The sequence below is a fragment of the Sulfitobacter sp. S190 genome (assembly GCF_025141935.1).
Taxonomy (GTDB): Bacteria; Pseudomonadota; Alphaproteobacteria; order Rhodobacterales; family Rhodobacteraceae; genus Sulfitobacter.
The window spans coordinates 19,595-39,785 of the sequence record NZ_CP081123.1 but is presented as its reverse complement, the minus strand read 5'-3'; the positions used below and the strand labels follow the sequence as shown (position 1 = coordinate 39,785).

General features: G+C 60.9%; 17 protein-coding genes. 9 read left to right on the top strand and 8 right to left on the bottom strand.

Annotation, left to right across the window (positions count from 1 at the left end; all coding sequences use genetic code 11):
• Window positions 1-3: 3 nt before the first annotated feature.
• Together gdhA and K3756_RS18605 are read right to left on the bottom strand one after the other, a co-directional pair.
• Window positions 4-1,353, bottom strand: a complete 1,350-nt coding sequence (gene gdhA, locus K3756_RS18610; protein ID WP_259994117.1) for an NADP-specific glutamate dehydrogenase — start codon at window positions 1,351-1,353, stop codon at window positions 4-6.
• A 33-nt stretch (window positions 1,354-1,386) separates the two neighbouring features.
• A complete protein-coding gene (locus K3756_RS18605; protein ID WP_259994115.1) occupies window positions 1,387-1,866 on the bottom strand; it encodes a pyridoxamine 5'-phosphate oxidase family protein in 480 nt (159 codons plus the stop codon).
• 204 nt (window positions 1,867-2,070) lie between these two features.
• On the opposite strand from K3756_RS18605, the gene glpD reads away from it, so the two are divergent.
• Together glpD and glpK are read left to right on the top strand one after the other, a co-directional pair.
• Entirely contained in the window at window positions 2,071-3,645 is a 1,575-nt protein-coding gene (glpD, locus tag K3756_RS18600) for a glycerol-3-phosphate dehydrogenase (protein ID WP_259994229.1), read from the top strand.
• The gene (gene glpK, locus K3756_RS18595; protein ID WP_259994227.1) at window positions 3,642-5,138 is read left to right on the top strand and encodes a glycerol kinase GlpK; all 1,497 of its coding nucleotides are present in this window, start codon (window positions 3,642-3,644) and stop codon (window positions 5,136-5,138) included. Before glpD ends, glpK begins: the two co-directional genes overlap by 4 nt.
• On the opposite strand, the gene K3756_RS18590 is transcribed toward glpK, so the two are convergent.
• Genes K3756_RS18590 through K3756_RS18570 form a run of 5 tightly spaced genes read right to left on the bottom strand, consistent with a single transcriptional unit; the run spans window position 5,135 to window position 11,665 of the window.
• Entirely contained in the window at window positions 5,135-6,634 is a 1,500-nt protein-coding gene (locus tag K3756_RS18590; protein ID WP_259994232.1) for an indolepyruvate oxidoreductase subunit beta family protein, read from the bottom strand. The two genes, glpK and K3756_RS18590, sit on opposite strands and share 4 nt — an antisense overlap.
• 35 nt (window positions 6,635-6,669) lie before the next feature.
• On the bottom strand, window positions 6,670-8,817 hold the full coding sequence (locus K3756_RS18585; protein ID WP_259994217.1) for an indolepyruvate ferredoxin oxidoreductase subunit alpha: 2,148 nt from the start codon (window positions 8,815-8,817) through the stop codon (window positions 6,670-6,672).
• A 12-nt stretch (window positions 8,818-8,829) separates the two neighbouring features.
• Entirely contained in the window at window positions 8,830-9,312 is a 483-nt protein-coding gene (locus K3756_RS18580) for a MarR family winged helix-turn-helix transcriptional regulator (protein WP_259994215.1), read from the bottom strand.
• On the bottom strand, window positions 9,309-10,871 hold the full coding sequence (locus tag K3756_RS18575; protein ID WP_259994213.1) for an NAD(P)/FAD-dependent oxidoreductase: 1,563 nt from the start codon (window positions 10,869-10,871) through the stop codon (window positions 9,309-9,311). Before K3756_RS18575 ends, K3756_RS18580 begins: the two co-directional genes overlap by 4 nt.
• 2 nt (window positions 10,872-10,873) lie before the next feature.
• The gene (locus K3756_RS18570; protein ID WP_259994211.1) at window positions 10,874-11,665 is read right to left on the bottom strand and encodes a cyclase family protein; all 792 of its coding nucleotides are present in this window, start codon (window positions 11,663-11,665) and stop codon (window positions 10,874-10,876) included.
• Between the two features lie 104 nt (window positions 11,666-11,769).
• Between K3756_RS18570 and K3756_RS18565 the strand changes: the two genes are divergently transcribed.
• From K3756_RS18565 to K3756_RS18535, 7 genes are read left to right on the top strand one after another with little or no spacing between them, the layout of a single operon-like run.
• A complete protein-coding gene (locus K3756_RS18565; protein ID WP_259994208.1) occupies window positions 11,770-13,335 on the top strand; it encodes an NAD(P)/FAD-dependent oxidoreductase in 1,566 nt (521 codons plus the stop codon).
• Between the two features lie 38 nt (window positions 13,336-13,373).
• Window positions 13,374-14,900: an ABC transporter substrate-binding protein gene (locus tag K3756_RS18560; protein ID WP_259994205.1), complete on the top strand. Its 1,527-nt coding sequence runs from the start codon at window positions 13,374-13,376 to the stop codon at window positions 14,898-14,900.
• Window positions 14,901-14,952: 52 nt separating this feature from the next.
• Entirely contained in the window at window positions 14,953-15,963 is a 1,011-nt protein-coding gene (locus K3756_RS18555; protein WP_259994191.1) for an ABC transporter permease, read from the top strand.
• The gene (locus K3756_RS18550; protein WP_259994189.1) at window positions 15,956-16,807 is read left to right on the top strand and encodes an ABC transporter permease; all 852 of its coding nucleotides are present in this window, start codon (window positions 15,956-15,958) and stop codon (window positions 16,805-16,807) included. Before K3756_RS18555 ends, K3756_RS18550 begins: the two co-directional genes overlap by 8 nt.
• Window positions 16,804-17,670 (top strand): ABC transporter ATP-binding protein, encoded by an 867-nt coding sequence (locus K3756_RS18545; protein WP_259994187.1) that lies wholly within the window; start codon window positions 16,804-16,806, stop codon window positions 17,668-17,670. The genes K3756_RS18550 and K3756_RS18545 overlap by 4 nt, the downstream gene beginning before the upstream one ends.
• Window positions 17,670-18,467 carry an ATP-binding cassette domain-containing protein gene (locus tag K3756_RS18540; RefSeq protein WP_259994185.1) on the top strand — a complete coding sequence of 266 codons (798 nt, stop codon included), beginning with the start codon at window positions 17,670-17,672 and terminating at the stop codon, window positions 18,465-18,467. The genes K3756_RS18545 and K3756_RS18540 overlap by 1 nt, the downstream gene beginning before the upstream one ends.
• A 58-nt stretch (window positions 18,468-18,525) precedes the next feature.
• Window positions 18,526-19,191, top strand: a complete 666-nt coding sequence (locus K3756_RS18535; RefSeq protein WP_259994202.1) for a GntR family transcriptional regulator — start codon at window positions 18,526-18,528, stop codon at window positions 19,189-19,191.
• On the opposite strand, the gene K3756_RS18530 is transcribed toward K3756_RS18535, so the two are convergent.
• Window positions 19,188-20,177 carry a class 1 fructose-bisphosphatase gene (locus K3756_RS18530; RefSeq protein WP_259994200.1) on the bottom strand — a complete coding sequence of 330 codons (990 nt, stop codon included), beginning with the start codon at window positions 20,175-20,177 and terminating at the stop codon, window positions 19,188-19,190. The two genes, K3756_RS18535 and K3756_RS18530, sit on opposite strands and share 4 nt — an antisense overlap.
• Window positions 20,178-20,191 lie beyond the last annotated feature (14 nt).

Below are 20,191 nucleotides of genomic sequence, written 5' to 3'. Positions count from 1 at the left end.
TGGTCAACCGACCCCCTGCATCACGATGGCGTCTGCCACCTTGCGGAAACCGGCAATATTCGCGCCCTTGGTATAGTCGACGGCCCCGTCGCGGGTGCCTTCCTCGACGCAGACGCTGTGGATATCGAACATAATCTGGTGCAGCGCTTCGTCCACTTCGTCCGCGGTTTCGGGACGCCGGGTCCGGTTCTGGCTGATCTCCAGACCGGAAACGGCAACACCACCCGCATTGGCGGCTTTGCCGGGCGCATAAAGAATGTCCGCGCTTCGCAAAGCCTGCTTGGCATCGGCGGTGCAGGGCATGTTTGCGCCCTCGACCACCGCCATCGTTCCGTTCTTCAAAAGCGTTTTGGCGGCAGAACCGTCAAGTTCGTTCTGCGTGGCACAGGGCAGGGCGATATCTGCCTCGACGCCCCACGGCGTATCGCCGCTGTGCCACGTGCCGCCGAACGCATCGACATATGCCTCGAGCGAGGCACCGGATTGCGCCTTGTGTGACCGCACCCAGTCGATCTTGTCTTGCGACAGGCCGTCGGGGTCGTGGATCGTCCCGTTACTGTCCGACAGCGTGATGACACGCGCCCCGAGCTCGACAGCTTTCTGGGCCGCATAGGTCGCCACATTGCCGGCGCCGGAAATGATGACCCGCTTGCCCTCCACACCGTCGTCATGCGCCTCAAGCATCTGGTTGAGAAAATAAATCACGCCAAAACCCGTGGCTTGGGTGCGCATGGCACTGCCGCCAAAGGACTGGCCCTTGCCGGTCAGCACCCCCTGAAACCGGTTGGTAATCCGGCGATACGCCCCGAAAAGATACCCGATTTCGCGCCCGCCGACATTTATGTCACCCGCGGGCACATCGATGTCCGGTCCGATGTGACGGTGAAGCTCCTGCATGAAGGCAGAGCAGAAGCGCATGATCTCCGCCTCGGACCGTCCCTTGGGGTTAAAATCCGATCCTCCCTTGCCGCCGCCCATGGGCAGTCCGGTCAGCGCGTTCTTGAAGGTCTGTTCGAACCCCAGAAATTTCAGGATCGACGGATTGACCGATGGATGGAACCGCAGCCCGCCCTTGTAGGGTCCGATCGCACCGTTGTACTGAACACGGTAACCGCGGTTCACCTCGATTGTGCCCTCATCTGTCTGCCATGGGACCTGAAAGCTGATCATCCGCTCGGGCTCGGCCAACCGCGCAAACACGTTCGCATCCTTGAAGGCTGCGTGTTGGTCGATGATGGGCTTGATGTCACCCATCACTTCGACAACGGCCTGATGGAACTCGGGTTGATTGGGCGCACGGTCGGCCAGATAATCTTCGAGACTGTCGTGTTTCGGGCTAAGCGAAAATGTCATGCTTTTCTTTCTGATCGGACAACGGAAGGGCGATTACATCGACAGCTTGGCATTGCCGCCAAGGTCGGGGCCGTCATCGCTGAAATAGGCTTTGACCATCTCATAGGCCATTGCCACGCTGTTCTTGTCGTTGTCCCAATACTCTGCCTGTGTCGGCACGACGGTGATAACGGCCACGTCCGCCTCGTCCGCGCCGCCCGGGAAGAACACGTCGCAGTACGGCCCCCAGAGTTTGCGGATCAGGTCCCGATCACGGCTGACCTTGCCCTTGCCGCTCACCGAAGCATAAAGCATCGATTTCGTGTCCGCGAAGGTCAGACAAAGATCATGATCATCCGCAAGCTCAGACAGCTTTGCGCTGCCGTTGTCGGTCACGAAACGGATCGTGCGCGCATCCTTGTCGATAAAAGTCGCCATTGGGCGCGCCCGCATCACATCGCCGTCTTGCGTTGTTACCATGCAGGCCGGCATATCGGAGATGATCTCCCACAGGCGTTCGTGTTCTTCAGTCATGAAAGCTATCCTTATGTATCACGAGCCAACACATAGCGCGGGCATTGGGTTCCGCAGGGGGCAAACGGGTCGCAGTCGAGCAGATGCAACATAATCATGATTAACGGTTCAAATTGGAAAGGCTCCGCTGTCTTGCACCGAGGGGTGCATCGTTCTAGGTGTTAGCGCCAACCTGACTTGCTGCATGACACGGATGGATCTGACATGAACGATGCGACAACCCCTGACATCACCGACATCTTTGTGATCGGTGGCGGTGTGAACGGTGCGGGCATCGCGCGGGACGCGGCAGGGCGCGGCCTGTCGGTCAAACTGGCGGAAATGAACGATCTTGCCTCGGCAACATCATCAGCCTCGACCAAACTTTTTCACGGCGGGCTGCGGTATCTCGAGTATTTCGAGATCAATCTGGTGCGTCATGCGCTGGCCGAACGCGAGGTGTTGCTCAGCGCAATGCCACATATTTCGTGGCCGATGCGCTTTGTGCTGCCCTACCATCCCGACATGCGGTTCGAAGGTGAAACGCCGACCTCGAAGATCCTCAACACGGTTATGCCGTGGATGAAAGGGCGGCGTCCTGCGTGGCTGATCCGGATGGGATTGTTCATGTATGACAATCTGGGCGGTCGCAAAATCCTGCCTGCCACCCGCACCCTGCGCCTGCGGGGCACGCAGGAAGGGGCACCGCTCGAGGACAGGTTCGAAAAGGCGTTTGAATACTCCGATTGCTGGATCGAGGACAGCAGGCTTGTCGTTCTGAACGCCCGCGATGCAGAACGGTTGGGCGCCCGCATCATGACGCAGACGAAAGTCCTGTCCGCTGCGCGGATCGACGACGTCTGGGAAATTACGACCGAAGGCCCAACAGGGCCGGAGACCCACCGGGCCAGAATTCTCGTGAACGCCGGTGGTCCGTGGGTCGGCGATATCATCCAGACCAAGGTCCGAGTGAATTCCACGGAAGGCGTGCGGTTGGTCCGCGGCAGCCATATCGTCACCAAACGGCTTTTTGATCACGAAAAATGCTATTTCTTTCAGGGTGAAGATGGCCGGATTATCTTCGCAATTCCGTATGAGACCGATTTCACCCTGATCGGCACGACAGACGCGGAACACACCGATCTGGACCGCAAACCGGTCTGCACACCCGAAGAGCGGGACTATCTGGTCAATTTTGCCAACCAGTATTTCAAGCAGGACATCTCTGCGGATGATGTCGTCTGGACCTATTCCGGTGTGCGCCCGCTTTATGATGATGGCGCGAAATCGGCCACCGCAGCCACACGCGATTACGTGCTGTCGGTCGACGACACAGGCGCGCCGCTTCTCAATATCTTTGGTGGCAAGATCACCACCTACCGCAAGCTCGCAGAGGACGCGATGGACAAACTCGCGCCATTCATCAAGGGGCTGAAGCCGCACTGGACCGCGGGCCAGCCTTTGCCGGGCGGGGATTTTGCGGTGGCCGATGTCGGCAAGCTTATCGATGAGCTGCAGCGCGATTTCCCGTTTCTCTCGCCCCGTTGGGCGCAACGTCTGATCCGCGCCTACGGCACGGACGCGCGGATCATTCTGGGGGATGCCACGACCGAAGGGGATCTGGGGCAGAATTTCGGCGCCGATCTGACAGCCGCCGAGATCAGGTATCTCATGGCGCATGAATACGCATCCTCGGCAGAGGACATCCTCTGGCGTCGATCGAAGTTGGGTCTGCGGCTGGACAAAGACGCGACAGATGCCATTGATAGCTTTATCCAACAGACTTCGGAGGCCGCATGACCGCTCGCTACATCCTCGCCATCGATCAGGGCACCACGTCGTCCCGCGCCATTGTCTTTGACGCAGATATGCGGGTCACGGCCTCCGCCCAAGAAGAATTCACGCAGCATTTTCCGCAGTCGGGCTGGGTCGAGCACGATCCCGGCGATCTGTGGAGCACCACCGCGTCGACCTGTCGTGCCGCGATCGAAAAGGCGGGTCTGACAGGGGACGATATTGCCGCAATCGGCATCACCAACCAGCGCGAGACGGTCGTCGTTTGGGATACCGAGACAGGCAAACCACTCTACAACGCGATCGTCTGGCAGGACCGCCGCACCGCCGACTACTGCCGCGAGTTGCGCGACGCAGGCCACGAGAAGCTGATCACCGACACGACCGGTCTGCTGGCCGACCCCTATTTTTCGGCCACAAAGCTGAAATGGGTGCTCGATACCCACGAAGGTGCCCGTGAACGCGCCGCAGAGGGCAAACTGAAATTCGGCACCGTCGACAGCTTTCTGATCTGGAAACTCACCGGCGGGGAAGCCCATGTAACCGATGCCACCAACGCCGCCCGCACGATGCTCTACAACATTCACAAGGGCGCGTGGTCGGAACAGATTTGCGAGCTGATGGATATCCCGACCGCCATGCTTCCCCGCGTGATGGATTGTGCTGCTGACTTCGGTATGACGCGGCCCGATCTGTTTGGTCGGCCGATCCCGATCCTTGGTGTTGCGGGGGATCAGCAGGCCGCGACCGTCGGACAGGCCTGTTTCAAGCCCGGAATGATGAAATCGACCTACGGCACGGGCTGTTTCGCGCTGCTCAACACCGGTGATACGCCCGTTGCGTCGAAAAACCGGCTGCTGACGACCATCGGATACCAGCTGGACGGCAAGCCGACCTACGCGCTCGAGGCGTCGATCTTTGTGGCCGGTGCCGTGGTCCAATGGCTGCGGGATGGTTTGGGCATCATCAAGGATGCGGGCGAAACGCAAGGCTTGGCCGAAAAGGCCGACGAGAACCAGAATGTTATCCTCGTCCCGGCATTTGTCGGTCTGGGCGCGCCCTATTGGAACCCCGATTGTCGCGGTGCGGTCTACGGTCTGACGCGCGGCACCGGGCCGGCAGAGATGTCAAAAGCGGCGCTCGAAAGCGTCGGCTTCCAGACCCGCGACCTGCTCGAGGCAATGCATGCCGATTGGCCGAACGCGGACGGCACAGCCGGCACATTGCGGGTGGACGGCGGGATGGCCAACAGCGACTGGGCCATGCAGTTCCTCTCGGACATTATCGGCGCGCCGGTGGACCGGCCACAGGTCGTCGAGACAACAGCGCTCGGGGCGGCATGGTTGGCCGGCCAACGGGCGGGGCTTTATCCGGACATGCAGGGCTTTGCGGACTCTTGGGCGCTTGACGAAACCTTCGAGCCATCGATGGACCCCGACACGCGCAAGGACCGCTACGCCGCGTGGACAAGGGCGGTACAGGCCACGCTGAGCGTCTAGACGAAAGAGCGGACTGTCCGGATCGCGCCATCCAATGCGCGACCGTCGGGATCCTGCAAGGCGGCCTCTCGCAGGCGTGCGATCCATTCCGCAGCGTCGTCGCGGCCATGCAAAATCTCTGCCGCGTTCATCACCGTATCAAACTTGCCGAGCCCGCGTGCGTGGGTGTCGGAATACCCTTTGATCAGGCGCCTGCAGCGCAGCAATTCGACCGACAGCGCATAGTCCGTGTCGCAGTAGGACAGGCTACGCTCCAGCCAGTTCTGCAGATGATCCATCTCGACCTGATGACGGCGGGTGCGCAAACGGTAGTTCTTCAACCCGCCCAGCGTGTGCAACACGAAAAAGGCAAACAGGCCATCGGTCCGCAGCCGTCGCCCCTTCCCGAACCAGCGGTCTAGACGGTCCATTTTCTTCGGGTCCGCTTCCCACCGCGCGCCCATCGCAGCAGGCATCATGCCGGTAATCTCCGCCGCGCGGGGGTGAAAGAACTCGGTCACCTGCATGACCTGTCCGTCACGCACGTTCATTTCGTCACGGATGCGTTTGACGCGGGGGGCGCGGCTTTTGAGATCGGCCACACGTATAATATCGTCGTAAGCCATCGCGTTAGAGACGTATTTCGCCGCCTCGATACTCAGCAGCCAGTCGTTTTGTTCCCCGTCACGTGCGATGATCGGGTCGAGTTGGTCGAGATACATCTGGCCGTAGGCGCAGTCCTGAAAGTTGACGACCTTTTCCAACCCGCGTTGCGCCATATTCGCGACCGGCGCGGGAAAGGCACGCGCGCGGGTTTGCAGAACCTCCCATTTGCGCAACAGACGGGCGGGGCCGACCATGCGGTTGGGCGCAGTCTCTCGTGGGGTGATGTTACTTTGCGCCGGGCCGGTCTTTGCCGCATCGAAACCCGCGGCAAAGGCACGAAGGCTCGGTTCGACCCCTTTGCCGCCCGCGCGGATCGCGTCTTCAAAGCTTTGCCGCGTGAAGGGCAGGATATCCGCCGCGGCCAGAGCCCCGAACAATGACGCCGAAATTACCGAGCCCTGGCCGACAGCCAAACCCTCCATATCGGCGAGGATCAGTCTCTGTGCGGCGATCTCGGCCGCTGCCTGCACCTCTTGCGACTTTGCGATACCGTCGCCGGGCACTGTCTTTTCGCTCACGGCGAGCGCGCGGTGCGTCGATCCGATCAACGTCGTCCGATCCGGCGTGACAAACCCGCGCTGTATCGCACGGCCCACTTCCATCATCTCCGCGGCGATCAGGATATCGACGTCGCCCGCCGATGGCGCGAGGGCAAACACCGGTGCGGCCTCCGCGGCCGGTGCCATTTCGATATAGTAGATCGTGGCGCCCGTGCGCTGCGCCACGCCCGCGACACTGGTGGCCTGCACCATGTACCCCTGTGATCGGGCAAGGCTTTCGATCCACGAAGTGAGCACCCCCCCGCCCTGCCCCCCGACGGCCATCACCGCAATCTTGGTGATACGCGCCATTCCCGGCGTCGGCGCGCGGGCGGGCAGTTGCAGGTTCAAGAGACATCCTCCAGACGCAGCCGGCGGGCATCCCGTCGGGTCTGGAACCAGTTGATGATATTGGACCGGACCCTGTTCAGCGTGATTTCGACCCTGCCGGGGTTGTGCACCACATCCGCGCGATAGAAAGACGGACAAAGAACCGCCGCATCCGCCACTTCACCGCAATTGCCGCAGCCGACGCAGGTTTGGTCGATATGCGCGACCGGATCATCGCGCAGCGGATCATCAAGCCTTTTCAGCGACAGGGAAGGACACCCGGACAGCCGGATGCACGCATGATCGCCGGTGCACACATCCGCGTCCACACCAAAGCGGGGGATATCGACGCGCCTGCCTTCCTTGATTGCCTTGGCACGCTGCGGCTTTTCGCGGCGCTGGCGGTTCAACATGCATTCGGATGAGGCAACGATGACTTTCGGGCCGTCGTAATCGGTTGTCAGCGCTTCTCGGAGGACCGACCGCATACGGCCGACATCGTAGGTATGATCGACCTGGCGTATCCACTCGACGCCGACACCCTCCAATGCCTTGGTGATGGGATGCCCCGTGGCTTTTGTGGCGTTCTTGGCCCGCGACGATGGCAAATCCTGCCCGCCTGTCGCTGCGGAATAGTAGTTGTCGACAATGACCGCCACGCTGTCAGAACGGTTGAATACCATGTTGCCGATCGAAGAGCTCAGCCCGTTGTGCCAAAAGCCCCCGTCGCCCAGTATCGATATCGCACGTTTTTCGCCGCCCCCGTCGAAGGCGGCGTTCGATGCAGGGCCCAGCCCGTACCCCATCGTCGCGCCGCCGATTTCAAACGGCGGTAGGGATGCAAACAGGTGGCACCCGATGTCGCCCGAAATCTGGTGTTTGCCCAACTCCTGCTCCGTCAGCTTCATCGCGGCAAAGATCGGCCGCTCGGGGCAGCCGGTGCAGAAACCCGGCGGCCGGATCGGAACGGTTTTCGACAGATCCGGAATGTCGGAGGCAGGCGCGTTGGGGGCACGCACGATGCTGGGCAGCATGTCGGGTGCGGCTTTCTTGAGAAAACCGGTGACACCATCGAGCATAACCTGCCCGGTGTATTCGCCCGCCATTGGCAACACGTCCTTACCACTCAACCGTATGTCGGAGCGGGCTTTGAAAAGGTAGGATCCCAGCTGCTGCTCTATATGGTCGGGCTGGCCTTCCTCGACGATCAGGAGATCGTTCTTGCCTTTGCAGAACTGCTCGAACTCATCCCTGACGAGGGGGTATGTCACGTTCAACACATAAATGGGGATGTCGCTTTGCCCTGCGGTGTCGGCAAGTCCGAGCCTTTGAAGTGCACGGATAACGCCGTTGTACATTCCCCCCTGCACCACGATCCCGACTGGCGCATCGCGGGGACCGAAGAATTCGTTCAGCCCGTGATCGACAATGAACCGCTCGGCGGCAGGCCAGCGGTTTTGCACTTTGTCCTGTTCGTGCAGATAGCTCATCGGAGGCAGAACGACACGATTGAAATCGGAGCGGGGCGCGCTCAGCGCATCGCGCACGCTCAGCGGCGGCGGCACATTGTCCCGTGTCTGGAAGCTGCCGGTAACGTGGCACGAACGGATACGCACCATCAACATGACGGGCGTGTTGGAGGCTTCGGACAATTCGAACCCGTCCTTCACGGCCTTTGTGATGGACGGAAGGTTGGGCCGCGGATCGAGCAGCCAGAATTGCGACTTCATGGCAAAGCCGTGGCTGCGCTCCTGCATGATGGAAGAACCCTCACCGTAGTCTTCGCCTACGATGATCAGGGCGCCGCCCGTTACCCCCGATGAGCTGAGGTTGGCCAGCGCGTCAGAGGCCACGTTGACCCCTACGGGGCCCTTGAACGTCACCGCGCCGCGGATCGGGTAATGAACTGACGCCGCCAGCATCGCCGCTGCTGCAGCTTCGGACGCGTTCGCCTCGAACCGCACACCCAGCTCGCCCATCAAATCCTGTGCATCCGCCAGAACGTCCATCAGGTGGCTGATCGGCGCACCCTGATACCCCCCGACATATCCCACGCCGTTTTCCAGCAGCGCCTTTGTGATCGCCAGAATGCCCTCTCCGGTAAACGTCTCACCTGCCCCCTTGCGCAGATGCTCCACCTCAGCCTTGAACGACCTTTCCGCCATCAGTCCCCTGCCCTAGAAATCGTGCTTGCGAATATTGCGCAGCATTTTTTGCAGCGTTCCCACAAAGGCCCGCTGTTCGTCGTCGTCGATCCCCTTGAACATCGCCTTGTAGGCCGCGGACATATGCGGCCAGAGCCTGTGGTAAGCCTCGCGCCCGGCCGCTGTCAGATAGACGCGCGTGGCGCGGCTGTCTTCTGCATCCGTCTCGCGGCGGATCAACCCGTCGCGGTCAAGGGCATCCAGCGCCCGGCTGAGTGTCGATTGCTGTACCACCGCATAGACCGCAAGTTCGCGGATCAAGATCCCGTCGATCACAGACAGCACGGCAAGCGAGCGCATCTGCGGCGTGGTCAGGCCAAGCGCCGCCATTTCCTCGCGCATCGCATTGTTGTACCGCCCCATAATCCTGTTCATCAGGTAGGGTGCGAAATTCTCCAGCCCCATCTCACCCAGACGGTGCTCTGTCTCTGTGTCGATCTTACGTTGCCTGTTCATGCCCCCAGCCCTTTCGCCAGATTAAAGCCCGAACCGCCACCTAGGCCCGGTCCGGGATGGGTCGAGGCGCCGATGTGATGCAGCCCCTTGATCCGGGTGGCGTTGTTAACCGCACCGGCGTGGGGGCGCCAGACAAAGAACTGATCCAACGCACATGCGCCGCCATAAGGGTCGCCGCCGACGAGATTTATGTTCATCTCTTCCAGATCAGCGGGCGAATAGGCCCGCCGCTTCAACGCGATCTTGTCGAAGTTGCGGATGGACTTGCGCAGTATTCCTTCGATCCTGTCCGCAAAGGCCTCACGCATGTCGGCTGTCCATGCGGGCGTTGTGTCGATTTCTCCGGCGGCATCGCCTTTGATCGCCGGCGGACTGTCGGGAATCTGGCACCACAGGATCGCCTTGCCCTCCGGGCAGCGGGATGGATCGAGCACGTGGGGTTGGCCCACACAGATTGTTGGCGTTTGGGGGATCATGCCCCTTTCGGCCTCGTTACTGGATTTCGAGACCGCATCGATGCCGTCACTCAGATGAATGAGCGCCACATCGTCCAGCCCCTCGGCAATCCATTCCGGCGGGGCATCAAGGGCATAGTGCAGCTGGAAGTTGCCGCGGCCGTGCCGGAATTTCTTGGCGGCATCGGGCGGCGTTTGATCGACGAGCAATTCATCGAAAAGTTGGCCCGGCGCGGTGGATGCGATGACATTGCGTGCGTGCAACTGGCTGCCGTCGGCTGTCTCGACCCCCACCGCGCGCCCGTTCCGGACGATGATGCGTTTCGCTTCGACCCCGGTCCGGAGTTGCCCGCCGTTGGCCATGATCAGGTCGGAAAAAGCAGCCGCCGCCTGTCCTGCGCCGCCTTTGACCACGGGCGCGCCCGCCGCCTCGAGCGCGAAGGCGATGACCCTGCCCATCTGGCCCGAATAGGTCGCCTCGGGCGTAAGACCCACGTGCGAAACCCACGGCGCCCAGAGTGCCTGTATGTCTTCATTGTCGTAGCGGGTCTCCAGCCAACCGCGCGCGGGTTCGAGCGCCTCACCGATCCATGCTTTCAATCCGTTAAGACCCTTCCGCCACGCCTGTTTCGCGATCAGCTGGGCGGTTTGTCGGCACCAAAGACGCTGGCCCAGCAAGGCAAACAGGAAATCGGCGTCCCGCTCGACCGCGCCTACATCCGCCGCGTGCTGTTCCCCTGCCCCCGGGCTCAACGCGTTGAAGGCGGCGACGTTCTGTCCCCGATCCATGCCCAACACCACTGCGTTACCGCACGGGCGCAACACTGCCGTCGGATGGGGCGTATGGCAAAATTCGAACCCGTGCTTTGCCAGATCGTCGGCCAAAGCAGCGTAGGCAGGGCTTGTCATGAACAACACGAACGTCGCGGCCATCACGTCGTGGTGAAACCCGGGAAGCGTGACCGCGTCGGACGTGAACATGCAGCCGCCCAACCGTTCTTCGCGCTCAATCACCAATACGCTGTCGCCCTTGCGCGACAGCATCGCGGCGGCCACCAACGCGTTGATGCCCGACCCGATAATCAGATGATCGACCTGCGCCACGTCTATCCCTTGGGCACCATGGCAAGTGCACGGATCGGGCTGCCGGTGCCATTCTTGATCTTCAACGGCGCCGCGATCAGGATCGCACCTTTGGCCGGCAGCTTGCTGAGATTGGCGAGTGAAGCCAGCCCGAAACAATTATCGCGGTGCAGCAGGTTGTGTGCGGGATAGGGCGGCTCCATGCCCCCCGCCTGCCCCGCATCGGTCCCGATGCACTGCGTTCCCCAACCCACGATTTTCTTGGACAATAGATATTCGATCGCATCGGGTGTCGGACCGGGCGAATGCGGTCCGGTGTCATCGGCGTTCAGGAATTTGTCTTCGTCATTTGCGCGGCTGTCCCAATCGGTCCGCATGACGACCCATTCGCCTTCGCCGATGTCGCCGTGTTCTTTCTCCCATGCCTTGATGTGATCGGAAGTGAGAAGGAAGTCTTCATCCTCGGCTGTCTGCGTTGAGCAATCGATGACATTCACCGGCGCCACCAAACGGTTCACATCCAGTGTGTCGGTATATCCATCGGCATAATCCTTGCCCGTGATCCAGTGGTGCGGCGCGTCAAAATGCGTGCCCGAATGCTCGCCCAGCACCATCCAGTTCCACGCAAAAAACGGGCCGTCATTGTCGTATTCCGAAATCTTGTGGATCTCGACTTTGGGGGTGTTTTTCGCAAAGTCGGGGGGCAGCTGCAGGATCGGCGTATCAGGCCCCAGAACGCCCGAGCAATCGACGATCTCGACCTGCCCAGACAAAAGCATCTCTCCCAAATTTCCAAGCATATCGGCTGCACTCATCGTCATCGCTCCCTGACTTCTGGCGCGGCATCCGACCGCGCGGTGATGAAACAATGCTAGACAAAACAATATGCGTTTGCAAATATCTTGTGGGGAGAATGGGAATGACCGCGCCACCTGACGCCATCATCATCGGAGCCGGACACAACAGTCTTGCCTGTGCATGCCATCTGCTGTCCCGCGGATGGACCGTGGCGATATATGAGCAAAGCGCGGCCCCGGGCGGAGCGGTGAAGTCGGGCCAATACACCCTTGACGGATTCGTCCACGACTGGGCCGCGATGAACCTTTCCCTGTTCGCCGGATCGGCGTTTCACACCGAATATGCCGCAGAACTGGCCCGAAACGGTCTGCAATTCGCGCCGACGGACCATCCTTTCGCCAGCGTATTTCCTGACGGAAAATGGCTCGGCATATCGACCGACCGCGCGATTACCACCGCCCGCATCCGCGGTTTCAGCGCCGCCGACGCCGCCGCATGGGGCGCGCTGAGCGACGGGTTCCCGCAAGAAGCCGAAACGATCTTCGGACTTTTGGGCAGTCCGATGAATTTACGTGCATTTTCATCTTTAGGTTGGAAAACAGTCCGAAAACGCGGCCGTGGCGCGACGCTGGATCTCGCCCGCTTCCTGCTGATGTCACCGCGCGCCTGGCTTGACCAAACTTTTCAAAGCGCGCACGTGAAAGCAACGCTAGCCGCGTGGGGGATGCATCTCGACTTTGCGCCCGATGTCGCGGGTGGCGCCCTTTTCCCGTATCTCGAGGCGATGGCAGGACAGGCGTTCGGCATGGTTCTGGGCAAGGGCGGCGCGGACACCGCAACAAAGGCGATGGTGTCGATGATCACCGCGCGCGGCGGACGCATCCATTGCGACAGCCCCGTCGACGCGGTTCTGCACGATCGCGGAAAGGCGCGCGGGATCAGGCTGCGCGACGGGAGCGAGATCACCGCCGGCAAAGCGGTCATTGCGAATGTGGCCCCTGCCGCGCTGACCCGTCTGACGGGCGGCACGTCGGACCGGCACGACACCGCGATGTCACGGTTCCAGCACGCACCGGGCACGATGATGATCCACCTCGCGCTGGACGGTTTGCCTCAGTGGAAGGCCGCGGAGTTGAAACGCTTTGCCTACGTCCATATCGCGCCCTCGATGGACCAGATGGCGCTGACCTATCAGCAGGCCAACGCAGGGTTGCTGCCCTCGGAGCCGGTGGTTGTCTGTGGCCAACCGACGGTGGTTGATCCGTCGCGCGCGCCTGCAGGCCAGCATGTGTTGTGGCTGCAGGTGCGGATGTTGCCCGGGCAGATCAAAGGGTGCGCCAAAGGCGAAATCACCGCCACGGATTGGGATACCGCAGCCGGGCCGATGGCCGACCGCGTTCTGGACATCGTCGACCGCTACGCCCCGGGCATCCGTGACCGCATCTTGGGACAGCATATCGTCACGCCCACCATGCTTGAGGCGGACAACCCGAACCTCGTCGGGGGTGATCAGGTGTGCGGCAGCCACCACCTGCACCAGCACTTCATGAACCGTCCGGCCCGCGGGTTCGCGGACGGAACCACGCCAATTACCAATCTGTACCACACCGGCGCCGCAGTCTGGCCCGGGGGTGGAACCGGCGCAGGGCCCGGCACCCTGCTGGCCCGGAAGCTCGCCGGGAAATGACGCCACAACGGCGCATCACCTCAACAGGGAGACACGATATGAAACTCAACAGAAGAAGCATGCTGCTATCCTCGGCCGCCGCTGCCAGCTTTGCGTGCGTGGCGATGCCCGTCTTTGGGCAAACGATCGACGAACTGGTCATTGCCTACAACGTCAATCTGCCAAGCTGGGACCCGACGGTCGGCCCATCTGCCGTAAACCCCACGATCCAAGGGATCTATCAATCGGTCTATGACCTCTTCATCCCACAGAACCCCGATCTGAGCTTTGGCTCCGGTCTGATCACGGATTGGGGCTGGAACGATGATCAGAGCCAGATCTGGATGGACGTGCGTGATGGGGTGACATGGCACAACGGCGATCCGTTCACCGCCGAGGATGTCGCATGGTCGCTGCAGCGGGCGGCAAACCCGGAAACCGGAAATCCGATCAACTTCATCTGGGGCAAGGTCGAAAACATCACCGCCGAGGGCAATCGTGTCACGGCGGACGTCAAGGAATACGAGCCGACATTCTTCAAATGGATGAGCTTTCTCACCGGCTATGTCATGCCCAAAAAGTATTACGAGGAAGTCGGTGCAGACGGCTTTGAAGCGGCGCCGATCGGCACTGGCCCCTACATGGTCGAAAAGTTCGAACGCAATGCGTTTGTCAGGCTCAAGGCGAACGAAAACTATTGGGGCGGTGCGCCTGAATTCAAAACCGTGACCATCAAATTCGTGACCGACGCGGCATCACGTGTGGCCGAGATCGAATCCGGCAATGCGCATGTCACGCTTGAAATCCCCTACGAAGAGTTTGACCGCCTGAAAGAAAAAGACGGGCTCGAAGGAACTGCCGCGCCGATATCCGACATCGGGATGATTTTCCTGAACGATATCGAGGTGATGACCGATCCGAATGTACGCAAGGCAGCGGCGCACGCGATCGACAAGCAGCTCATCGTGGACCGTCTGCTGTCAGGCTACGGCGTGCCGATCGACACGTTGCAGACACCTGATTATGCAGCGTTCGACGACACCATCAAAGTTCCGTTTGACCCCGAGAAATCCAAGGAGCTTCTGGCGGCGTCAGGGTACGGTCCGGACAATCCGGTGTCGTTCAAGATACAGACCACGCGTGGTTTTAAACCCAAGGATTACGAAATCATTCAGGCGATTGTCGGCCTTTGGCGTCGGGTCGGGATAGAGGCGGAGATCGAGGTGTACGAGATCGCAAAACACTTCGAACTGCGTGCCGCCGATCAACTGGCCCCCGCCGCGTTCTACAACTGGGGCAACTCGGTCGGAGATCCGACCACATCGACAGGGTTTGCCATGTTCGGCCCCTCGCCGCATTCGGTCTGGGACGGGCAGGAAACCTTCGATGCGATCTTGCCGCTATGGGGGGAAAAGGACGAGGCCAAGCGGATCGCGGGCTGGAAAGAGGTGGATCGCAAGATCGCGGAGAATGCCGAGGTCATTCCCTTGCTCCAATATGTGCAGCCGATCCTGCACGCGCAGGGCGTCGTCGTGCAGCCGCACCGGTCCGGTGCGCTGTTGCCCCATCTAATGACGCGGGCCTGACGGATCTGACGGGACCCTGCGCTGTCGGGGCCCCGCCTTCTGAATTGACCGAATGACCCTTTTGCGCAGTATCCTTGCCCGGCTTGTTGGCACCGTGATCACCCTGTTCGGGGTTGCGATTATCGTTTTTGTCGTGATCCGTGTTGTGCCCGGCAATCCCATTGCGATGATGCTGCCCCCCGGCGCCACCGAAGAAGATATTGCCAGATTGCAAGCTCAATACGGGTTCGACAAATCTATTTTCGAACAGTTCACCATCTGGCTTTCCGGCGTCGTGCAGGGTGATTTTGGCACATCGATCACCGCGCGGCAGCCGGTATCGGAACTGGTGCTGGGCCGCCTGCCCGCCACGCTGGAGTTGTCCATCATGGCCCTTGTCATCGCCGTGATCTTGGGCGGTGCACTGGCGTTGGCCGGCACGCGCTTTCGCGACGGGAAAACCGAAGGCGCGATTGATGTCACCTCCGGCATAGCGCTTTCTGTGCCCGATTTTCTGTGGGGGCTTGTGCTGATCCTGCTGTTTGGCGTCGTCTGGCCGGTCTTTCATATCTCGGGGCGTATCTCGCCGTCGCTGAACACGGATTTCGCCACCAACTTTCTTCTTTTCGAAAGCCTCTTCCGGCTGCGGTTCGATGTGTTCGCAGATCTGGTGGCGCATATGTTCATGCCCGCACTCGCGCTCGCCATCCCGTTGGCCGCGATCATTTCCCAGCTTCTCAAGCAGTCGCTGAAAGAGACGATGCACCTCGACTATGTCACGTTGGCGCGCACGAAAGGATACGCCGAGACCCGCGTGATTACCCGCGAAGCGCTTCCCAACGCGATCCTGCCCACGCTGACGCTCGTCGGCGTGCAGTTCACATTCCTGATCGGCGGCACCGTCATCATCGAGCGGCTTTTTTCCTACGAAGGACTGGGCAACATGGCCATCGACGCCGTCATCAACCGCGATCTGCCGCTGATCCAGGGGATCGTGATCCTGTTTGCGGTGCTGTTTACGGCCGTGAACCTGCTTGTCGATATGCTCTATGTGGTGCTGAACCCGCGGCTGCGTCATGCGTGATGCCCGCGCGACCCTGCGCCAGCCGGTCGGCCTGCGCCTGTGGCTTTCGGGCGGCTGGCTGATTGTGCTGACGGTTGTCGCCGTCTGTGCCCCGTGGATCGCCCCGCACGATCCTCTGGCGCAGGATCTCTTTCTGGGCCGTCTGCCACCATTCTGGGAAGCAGGGGCAGAACCGGGGTATCTTCTCGGCACAGACTCGCTCGGGCGGGACGTGTTGTCGCGCATCATTTATGGCGCACGGCTTGCCCTTGTCGTGGCACTGGTTGCAGGCAGTGCGACATGCCTGATCGGCGGCAGTCTCGGACTGGTCGCAGGATACTACCGCGGCTGGCCGGACCGGATCATCAGCAGGCTGATCGACATCTGGATGGCCTTCCCCCCCGTCCTGTTTGCAATACTTCTCATTGCGGTGATGGGTCCGGGTCTGTTGTCCATCATTCTGGCCATCATCATCATCGATTGGACCCGCTTTGCCCGCGTGATCCGCGCCGAAGCGATGGGACAAAGCGCGATGGACTACGTGGCCTCTGCGCAGGTGGCGGGGAAGTCGCGGCTTTCGACGATGCTCACGGAAATCCTGCCGAATGTTCTGCCAACCATCGTTGTGCTGCTGACCCTCGAAATGGGGATCGCGGTGATTGTCGAGGCGATCCTGAGCTTCGTGAACCTCTCCATTTCGACCGACAGCCCGACCTGGGGCGGCATGATCGCCGAGGGGCGCACGTCGGTGTATCAGGCGTGGTGGGTGCTCGTGTTCCCACTTATCACGCTGTTTTTGACTGTCCTGAGCTTTTCGCAACTGGGCGAAGGGCTCAAAGACCGTTTCGATCCGGTGCTGCGATGACACCCTATCTGGACATAAGAAACCTCAACGTGTCGCTCGCGCGGGGGCCCCGCATTTTGCGGGACGTGACGATGCAGGTCCACGCTGGACAGGTCGTGGGGCTCGTCGGGGAAAGCGGCGCAGGCAAGTCCATGATAGGCAAGTCGGTACTGGGCACCCTGCCCCGCGCATTACGTATCGACAGCGGCCAGATCATTCTGGAAGGCACCGACCTTTTGACCCTTCCTCCGGCCGAAAGACGGCGGCGTATCGGCGCCCGTGCCGCGCTGATCCCGCAGGATCCGCTTACTGCGCTCAATCCTGTCCGGCGCGTCGGTCCGCAAATCACCCACCGGCTGGTGCATATACTGGGGTGGAACAGGCGCCGCGCCTTCGACCGCGCCCTTGAGCTTCTCGAGGAGGTTCATATCCCCGACCCCACCCGCGTCATGCAGTCCTATCCACATGAGCTGTCGGGCGGGATGCGGCAGCGTATCCTGATTGCTTCGGCCTTTGCCGCAGAACCAAATCTCATCGTCGCGGATGAGCCGACGACCGCGCTTGACGTGACCGTCCAGAAGCAGATTCTGACACTGATCCGCCAGATGCAGCGCACGCATGGCACCGCGCTCGTCTTCGTCACGCATGATCTGGGCGTGGTGAGCAAAGTCTGTGACAGGCTCAGCGTTCTCTACGCGGGCAAGATTGTCGAAAACGCCCCCATGCGCCGCTTTTTCGAAAGGCCGATCCACAGCTACGCCCGCGCCCTTCTGGCGGCGACCCCCACGTACACGGATCCGGACAGCAGCCTGACGCCCGTATCCGCCGAGGTGATCGCGGCCGCCGATGCCGAAATTGCCCAGCATGATGCGAGGCACGGTTGATGTACCGCGTCCATGACCTTTGCCTGAGCTTTCCCGATCGAAGCGCGAAGCCGCTGATCGGGCGCGCGCCGCGTAATGACGTGCTCAAAAATGTCTCGTTCACGATCGAGGCCGGATCGGTCGTCGGTATTGTTGGCGGGTCCGGATCGGGGAAATCCACGCTTGGCCGCGCGATGTTGCGCCTGTTAGAGCCTGATACAGGTACGATCAGCTTTCGGGGTCAGGACATAACGCATCTGTCCGAGGCAGAACTTCGACCCTTGCGCCGAAAATTCCAGATGATCTTTCAGGATCCTATGTCATCGCTCAATCCGCGCCGCCGCGTTGGCGGGATTATCGCGGGGCCGCTACGGTTGCACGGCGTCGAAAATGTCGGCAGGCGGGTGGCGGAGGCGCTCGATATGGTCGGGCTGCCGCAGAACTTCGCACAGCGATACCCGCACGAGCTTTCCGGCGGTCAGCGCCAGCGCGTCGGCATCGCGCGCGCCATCGCCCTGCGTCCGAATTTTATACTGGCGGACGAAATCGTTTCCGGCCTCGACGTATCCAGTCAGGCGCAGGTTCTGAACCTGCTGGGTGATCTGGTGCGCGATCTTGGCCTCACCCTCGCGTTCATCAGCCATGACCTCTCTGTCGTGCGGCGTCTGTGCAGTGACATCATCGTTCTGCACAACGGACACATCGTAGAACAGGGAAAAACGCCTGACTTATTCGAGAGACCCCAAGCCGCCTATACTCGCGCCTTGTTAGATGCGATCCCCCTGCCCGATCCCCATCAACCGTGGCACGGTGACTGATTTACGCCGCCCTGCCTGTCTGATATTTTGATCAAATCGCACCCTTCAGGATATTCCCATGACCACAGCCGCCGCCAGCCTGCCCACCCACGAAGTTGTCTATCGGCAGGCGCGTGATCTGGTGTTGTTCGGCGAACTGGCCCCGGGGGCGGCAGTCACGATCCAGGGGATCGTTGATCGACTGGACGCGGGGATCACACCGGTGCGCGAAGCGATCCGCCGCCTGATCGCCGAAGGCGCGCTGCTGGCCACAGATAACCGGCGCGTTTCGGTCCCGCGGCTTACCATGCATCAGTTGCAAGAGCTGACATACGCCCGCACCGGTATCGAACCTCAACTCGCGCGCCTTGGTGCGGTTGGCATGGAACCCGCAGAAATCGCCGCGTTAGAGACCATTGACGCCAAGGTGACACAGGCAATACAAGACGGCGATATCAACGCTTACCTACGCCACAACCACGCGTTTCACTGGACCCTTTACGCCAGTTCCGAAGCTGAAATTCTAATGGCGACCGCGGCCGCGCATTGGCTTCGCGTGGGACCGGCCCTGCGTGATGTCTGTGACCGCAACGATGCACAGCCTATGCCGGATATGCATCAGGTCGCGCTCGCCGCATTGCGGGATGGTGACGTCGAGGCCGTGGGTGAAGCGATCCATCAGGATATTCTGCAAGGACACGCCGTTATCGCGCAGATCCTCGACAGCCAGGAAGAGACGCCCTAACCCTCCGCGTGGTATCTTTCGATGACCGCCACTTCGTCTTTTGATCCCAGTATGACGGGCACGCGCTGGTGATGGCCCGTCGGATCGACCTCCAGAATGCGGCCCCGTCCGGTTGATGCGGCACCGCCAGCCGCTTCGATGATCAACGCCATGGGATTGGCTTCGTACATAAGCCGCAACTTCCCACCGGACGCCGCATTGCCGCTGTCCATCGGATAGAGAAAGACACCGCCGCGGGTCAAAATGCGGTGAACGTCGGCAACCATCGAAGCGGTCCAGCGCATGTTGAACGACCGGCCCCGAGGACCGGATTTCCCCGCCACGTTATCGGAAATATAGCGGGCGACCGGCGTCTCCCACTTCTCGGCGCGCGAGCTGTTGATCGCGTATTCGGATGTTTCGGCGGGGACCGTCATGTCGGGCTGCGTCAGCAAGAACTCTCCGCTGCCCGGATGATGCGTAAATCCATGGACCCCCTGCCCCGTCGTCAGAACAAACCCCGTTGATGGGCCATAAACGGCATACCCGGCACAAACCTGCTGGTCCCCCTTGATCAGAACGGCATTTTCGTCCGCCTTTTCAATATCTTGCGGCAGCCGAACCACCGAAAAGATCGTGCCGACAGACAGGTTCACATCGACGTTCGACGACCCGTCCAAAGGGTCATAGTAGACGATGAAATCGCCCGCCTGCGGGTCCGTCTTGAGCCAATTGACGTCATCCACCTCTTCCGAGACGAGGGCCGCGATCCGCGGATTGCTCCGGCACCTTGCTGCGAACTCTTCGTCCGATATCACGTCGAGTTGCTTTTGCGTCTCGCCCTGAACATTGGTGCTGCCTGCGGCGCCAAGGTTTCCCTGAAATGCGCCATGGCGCACGTGGTCGGCGATAAACCGGCAGGCGCTTGCGATGTCGTCAATCAGACCCGCCAGATCACGATCCACATCCGCCTCGGTCAGATGTTGGCGCAGTGTCGGTTTTTGCATCAGGGTTTCCTTCC

Excerpts from the sequence above, each read along its gene's own strand:
- gdhA (WP_259994117.1), bottom strand. The coding sequence starts at position 1,353 with ATGACATTTTCGCTTAGCCCGAAACACGACAGTCTCGAAGATTATCTG.
- K3756_RS18605 (WP_259994115.1), bottom strand. The coding sequence starts at position 1,866 with ATGACTGAAGAACACGAACGCCTGTGGGAGATCATCTCCGATATGCCG.
- glpD (WP_259994229.1), top strand. The coding sequence starts at position 2,071 with ATGAACGATGCGACAACCCCTGACATCACCGACATCTTTGTGATCGGT.
- glpK (WP_259994227.1), top strand. The coding sequence starts at position 3,642 with ATGACCGCTCGCTACATCCTCGCCATCGATCAGGGCACCACGTCGTCC.
- K3756_RS18590 (WP_259994232.1), bottom strand. The coding sequence starts at position 6,634 with ATGGCGCGTATCACCAAGATTGCGGTGATGGCCGTCGGGGGGCAGGGC.
- K3756_RS18585 (WP_259994217.1), bottom strand. The coding sequence starts at position 8,817 with ATGGCGGAAAGGTCGTTCAAGGCTGAGGTGGAGCATCTGCGCAAGGGG.
- K3756_RS18580 (WP_259994215.1), bottom strand. The coding sequence starts at position 9,312 with ATGAACAGGCAACGTAAGATCGACACAGAGACAGAGCACCGTCTGGGT.
- K3756_RS18570 (WP_259994211.1), bottom strand. The coding sequence starts at position 11,665 with ATGAGTGCAGCCGATATGCTTGGAAATTTGGGAGAGATGCTTTTGTCT.
- K3756_RS18565 (WP_259994208.1), top strand. The coding sequence starts at position 11,770 with ATGACCGCGCCACCTGACGCCATCATCATCGGAGCCGGACACAACAGT.
- K3756_RS18560 (WP_259994205.1), top strand. The coding sequence starts at position 13,374 with ATGAAACTCAACAGAAGAAGCATGCTGCTATCCTCGGCCGCCGCTGCC.
- K3756_RS18555 (WP_259994191.1), top strand. The coding sequence starts at position 14,953 with ATGACCCTTTTGCGCAGTATCCTTGCCCGGCTTGTTGGCACCGTGATC.
- K3756_RS18550 (WP_259994189.1), top strand. The coding sequence starts at position 15,956 with ATGCGTGATGCCCGCGCGACCCTGCGCCAGCCGGTCGGCCTGCGCCTG.
- K3756_RS18545 (WP_259994187.1), top strand. The coding sequence starts at position 16,804 with ATGACACCCTATCTGGACATAAGAAACCTCAACGTGTCGCTCGCGCGG.
- K3756_RS18540 (WP_259994185.1), top strand. The coding sequence starts at position 17,670 with ATGTACCGCGTCCATGACCTTTGCCTGAGCTTTCCCGATCGAAGCGCG.
- K3756_RS18535 (WP_259994202.1), top strand. The coding sequence starts at position 18,526 with ATGACCACAGCCGCCGCCAGCCTGCCCACCCACGAAGTTGTCTATCGG.
- K3756_RS18530 (WP_259994200.1), bottom strand. The coding sequence starts at position 20,177 with ATGCAAAAACCGACACTGCGCCAACATCTGACCGAGGCGGATGTGGAT.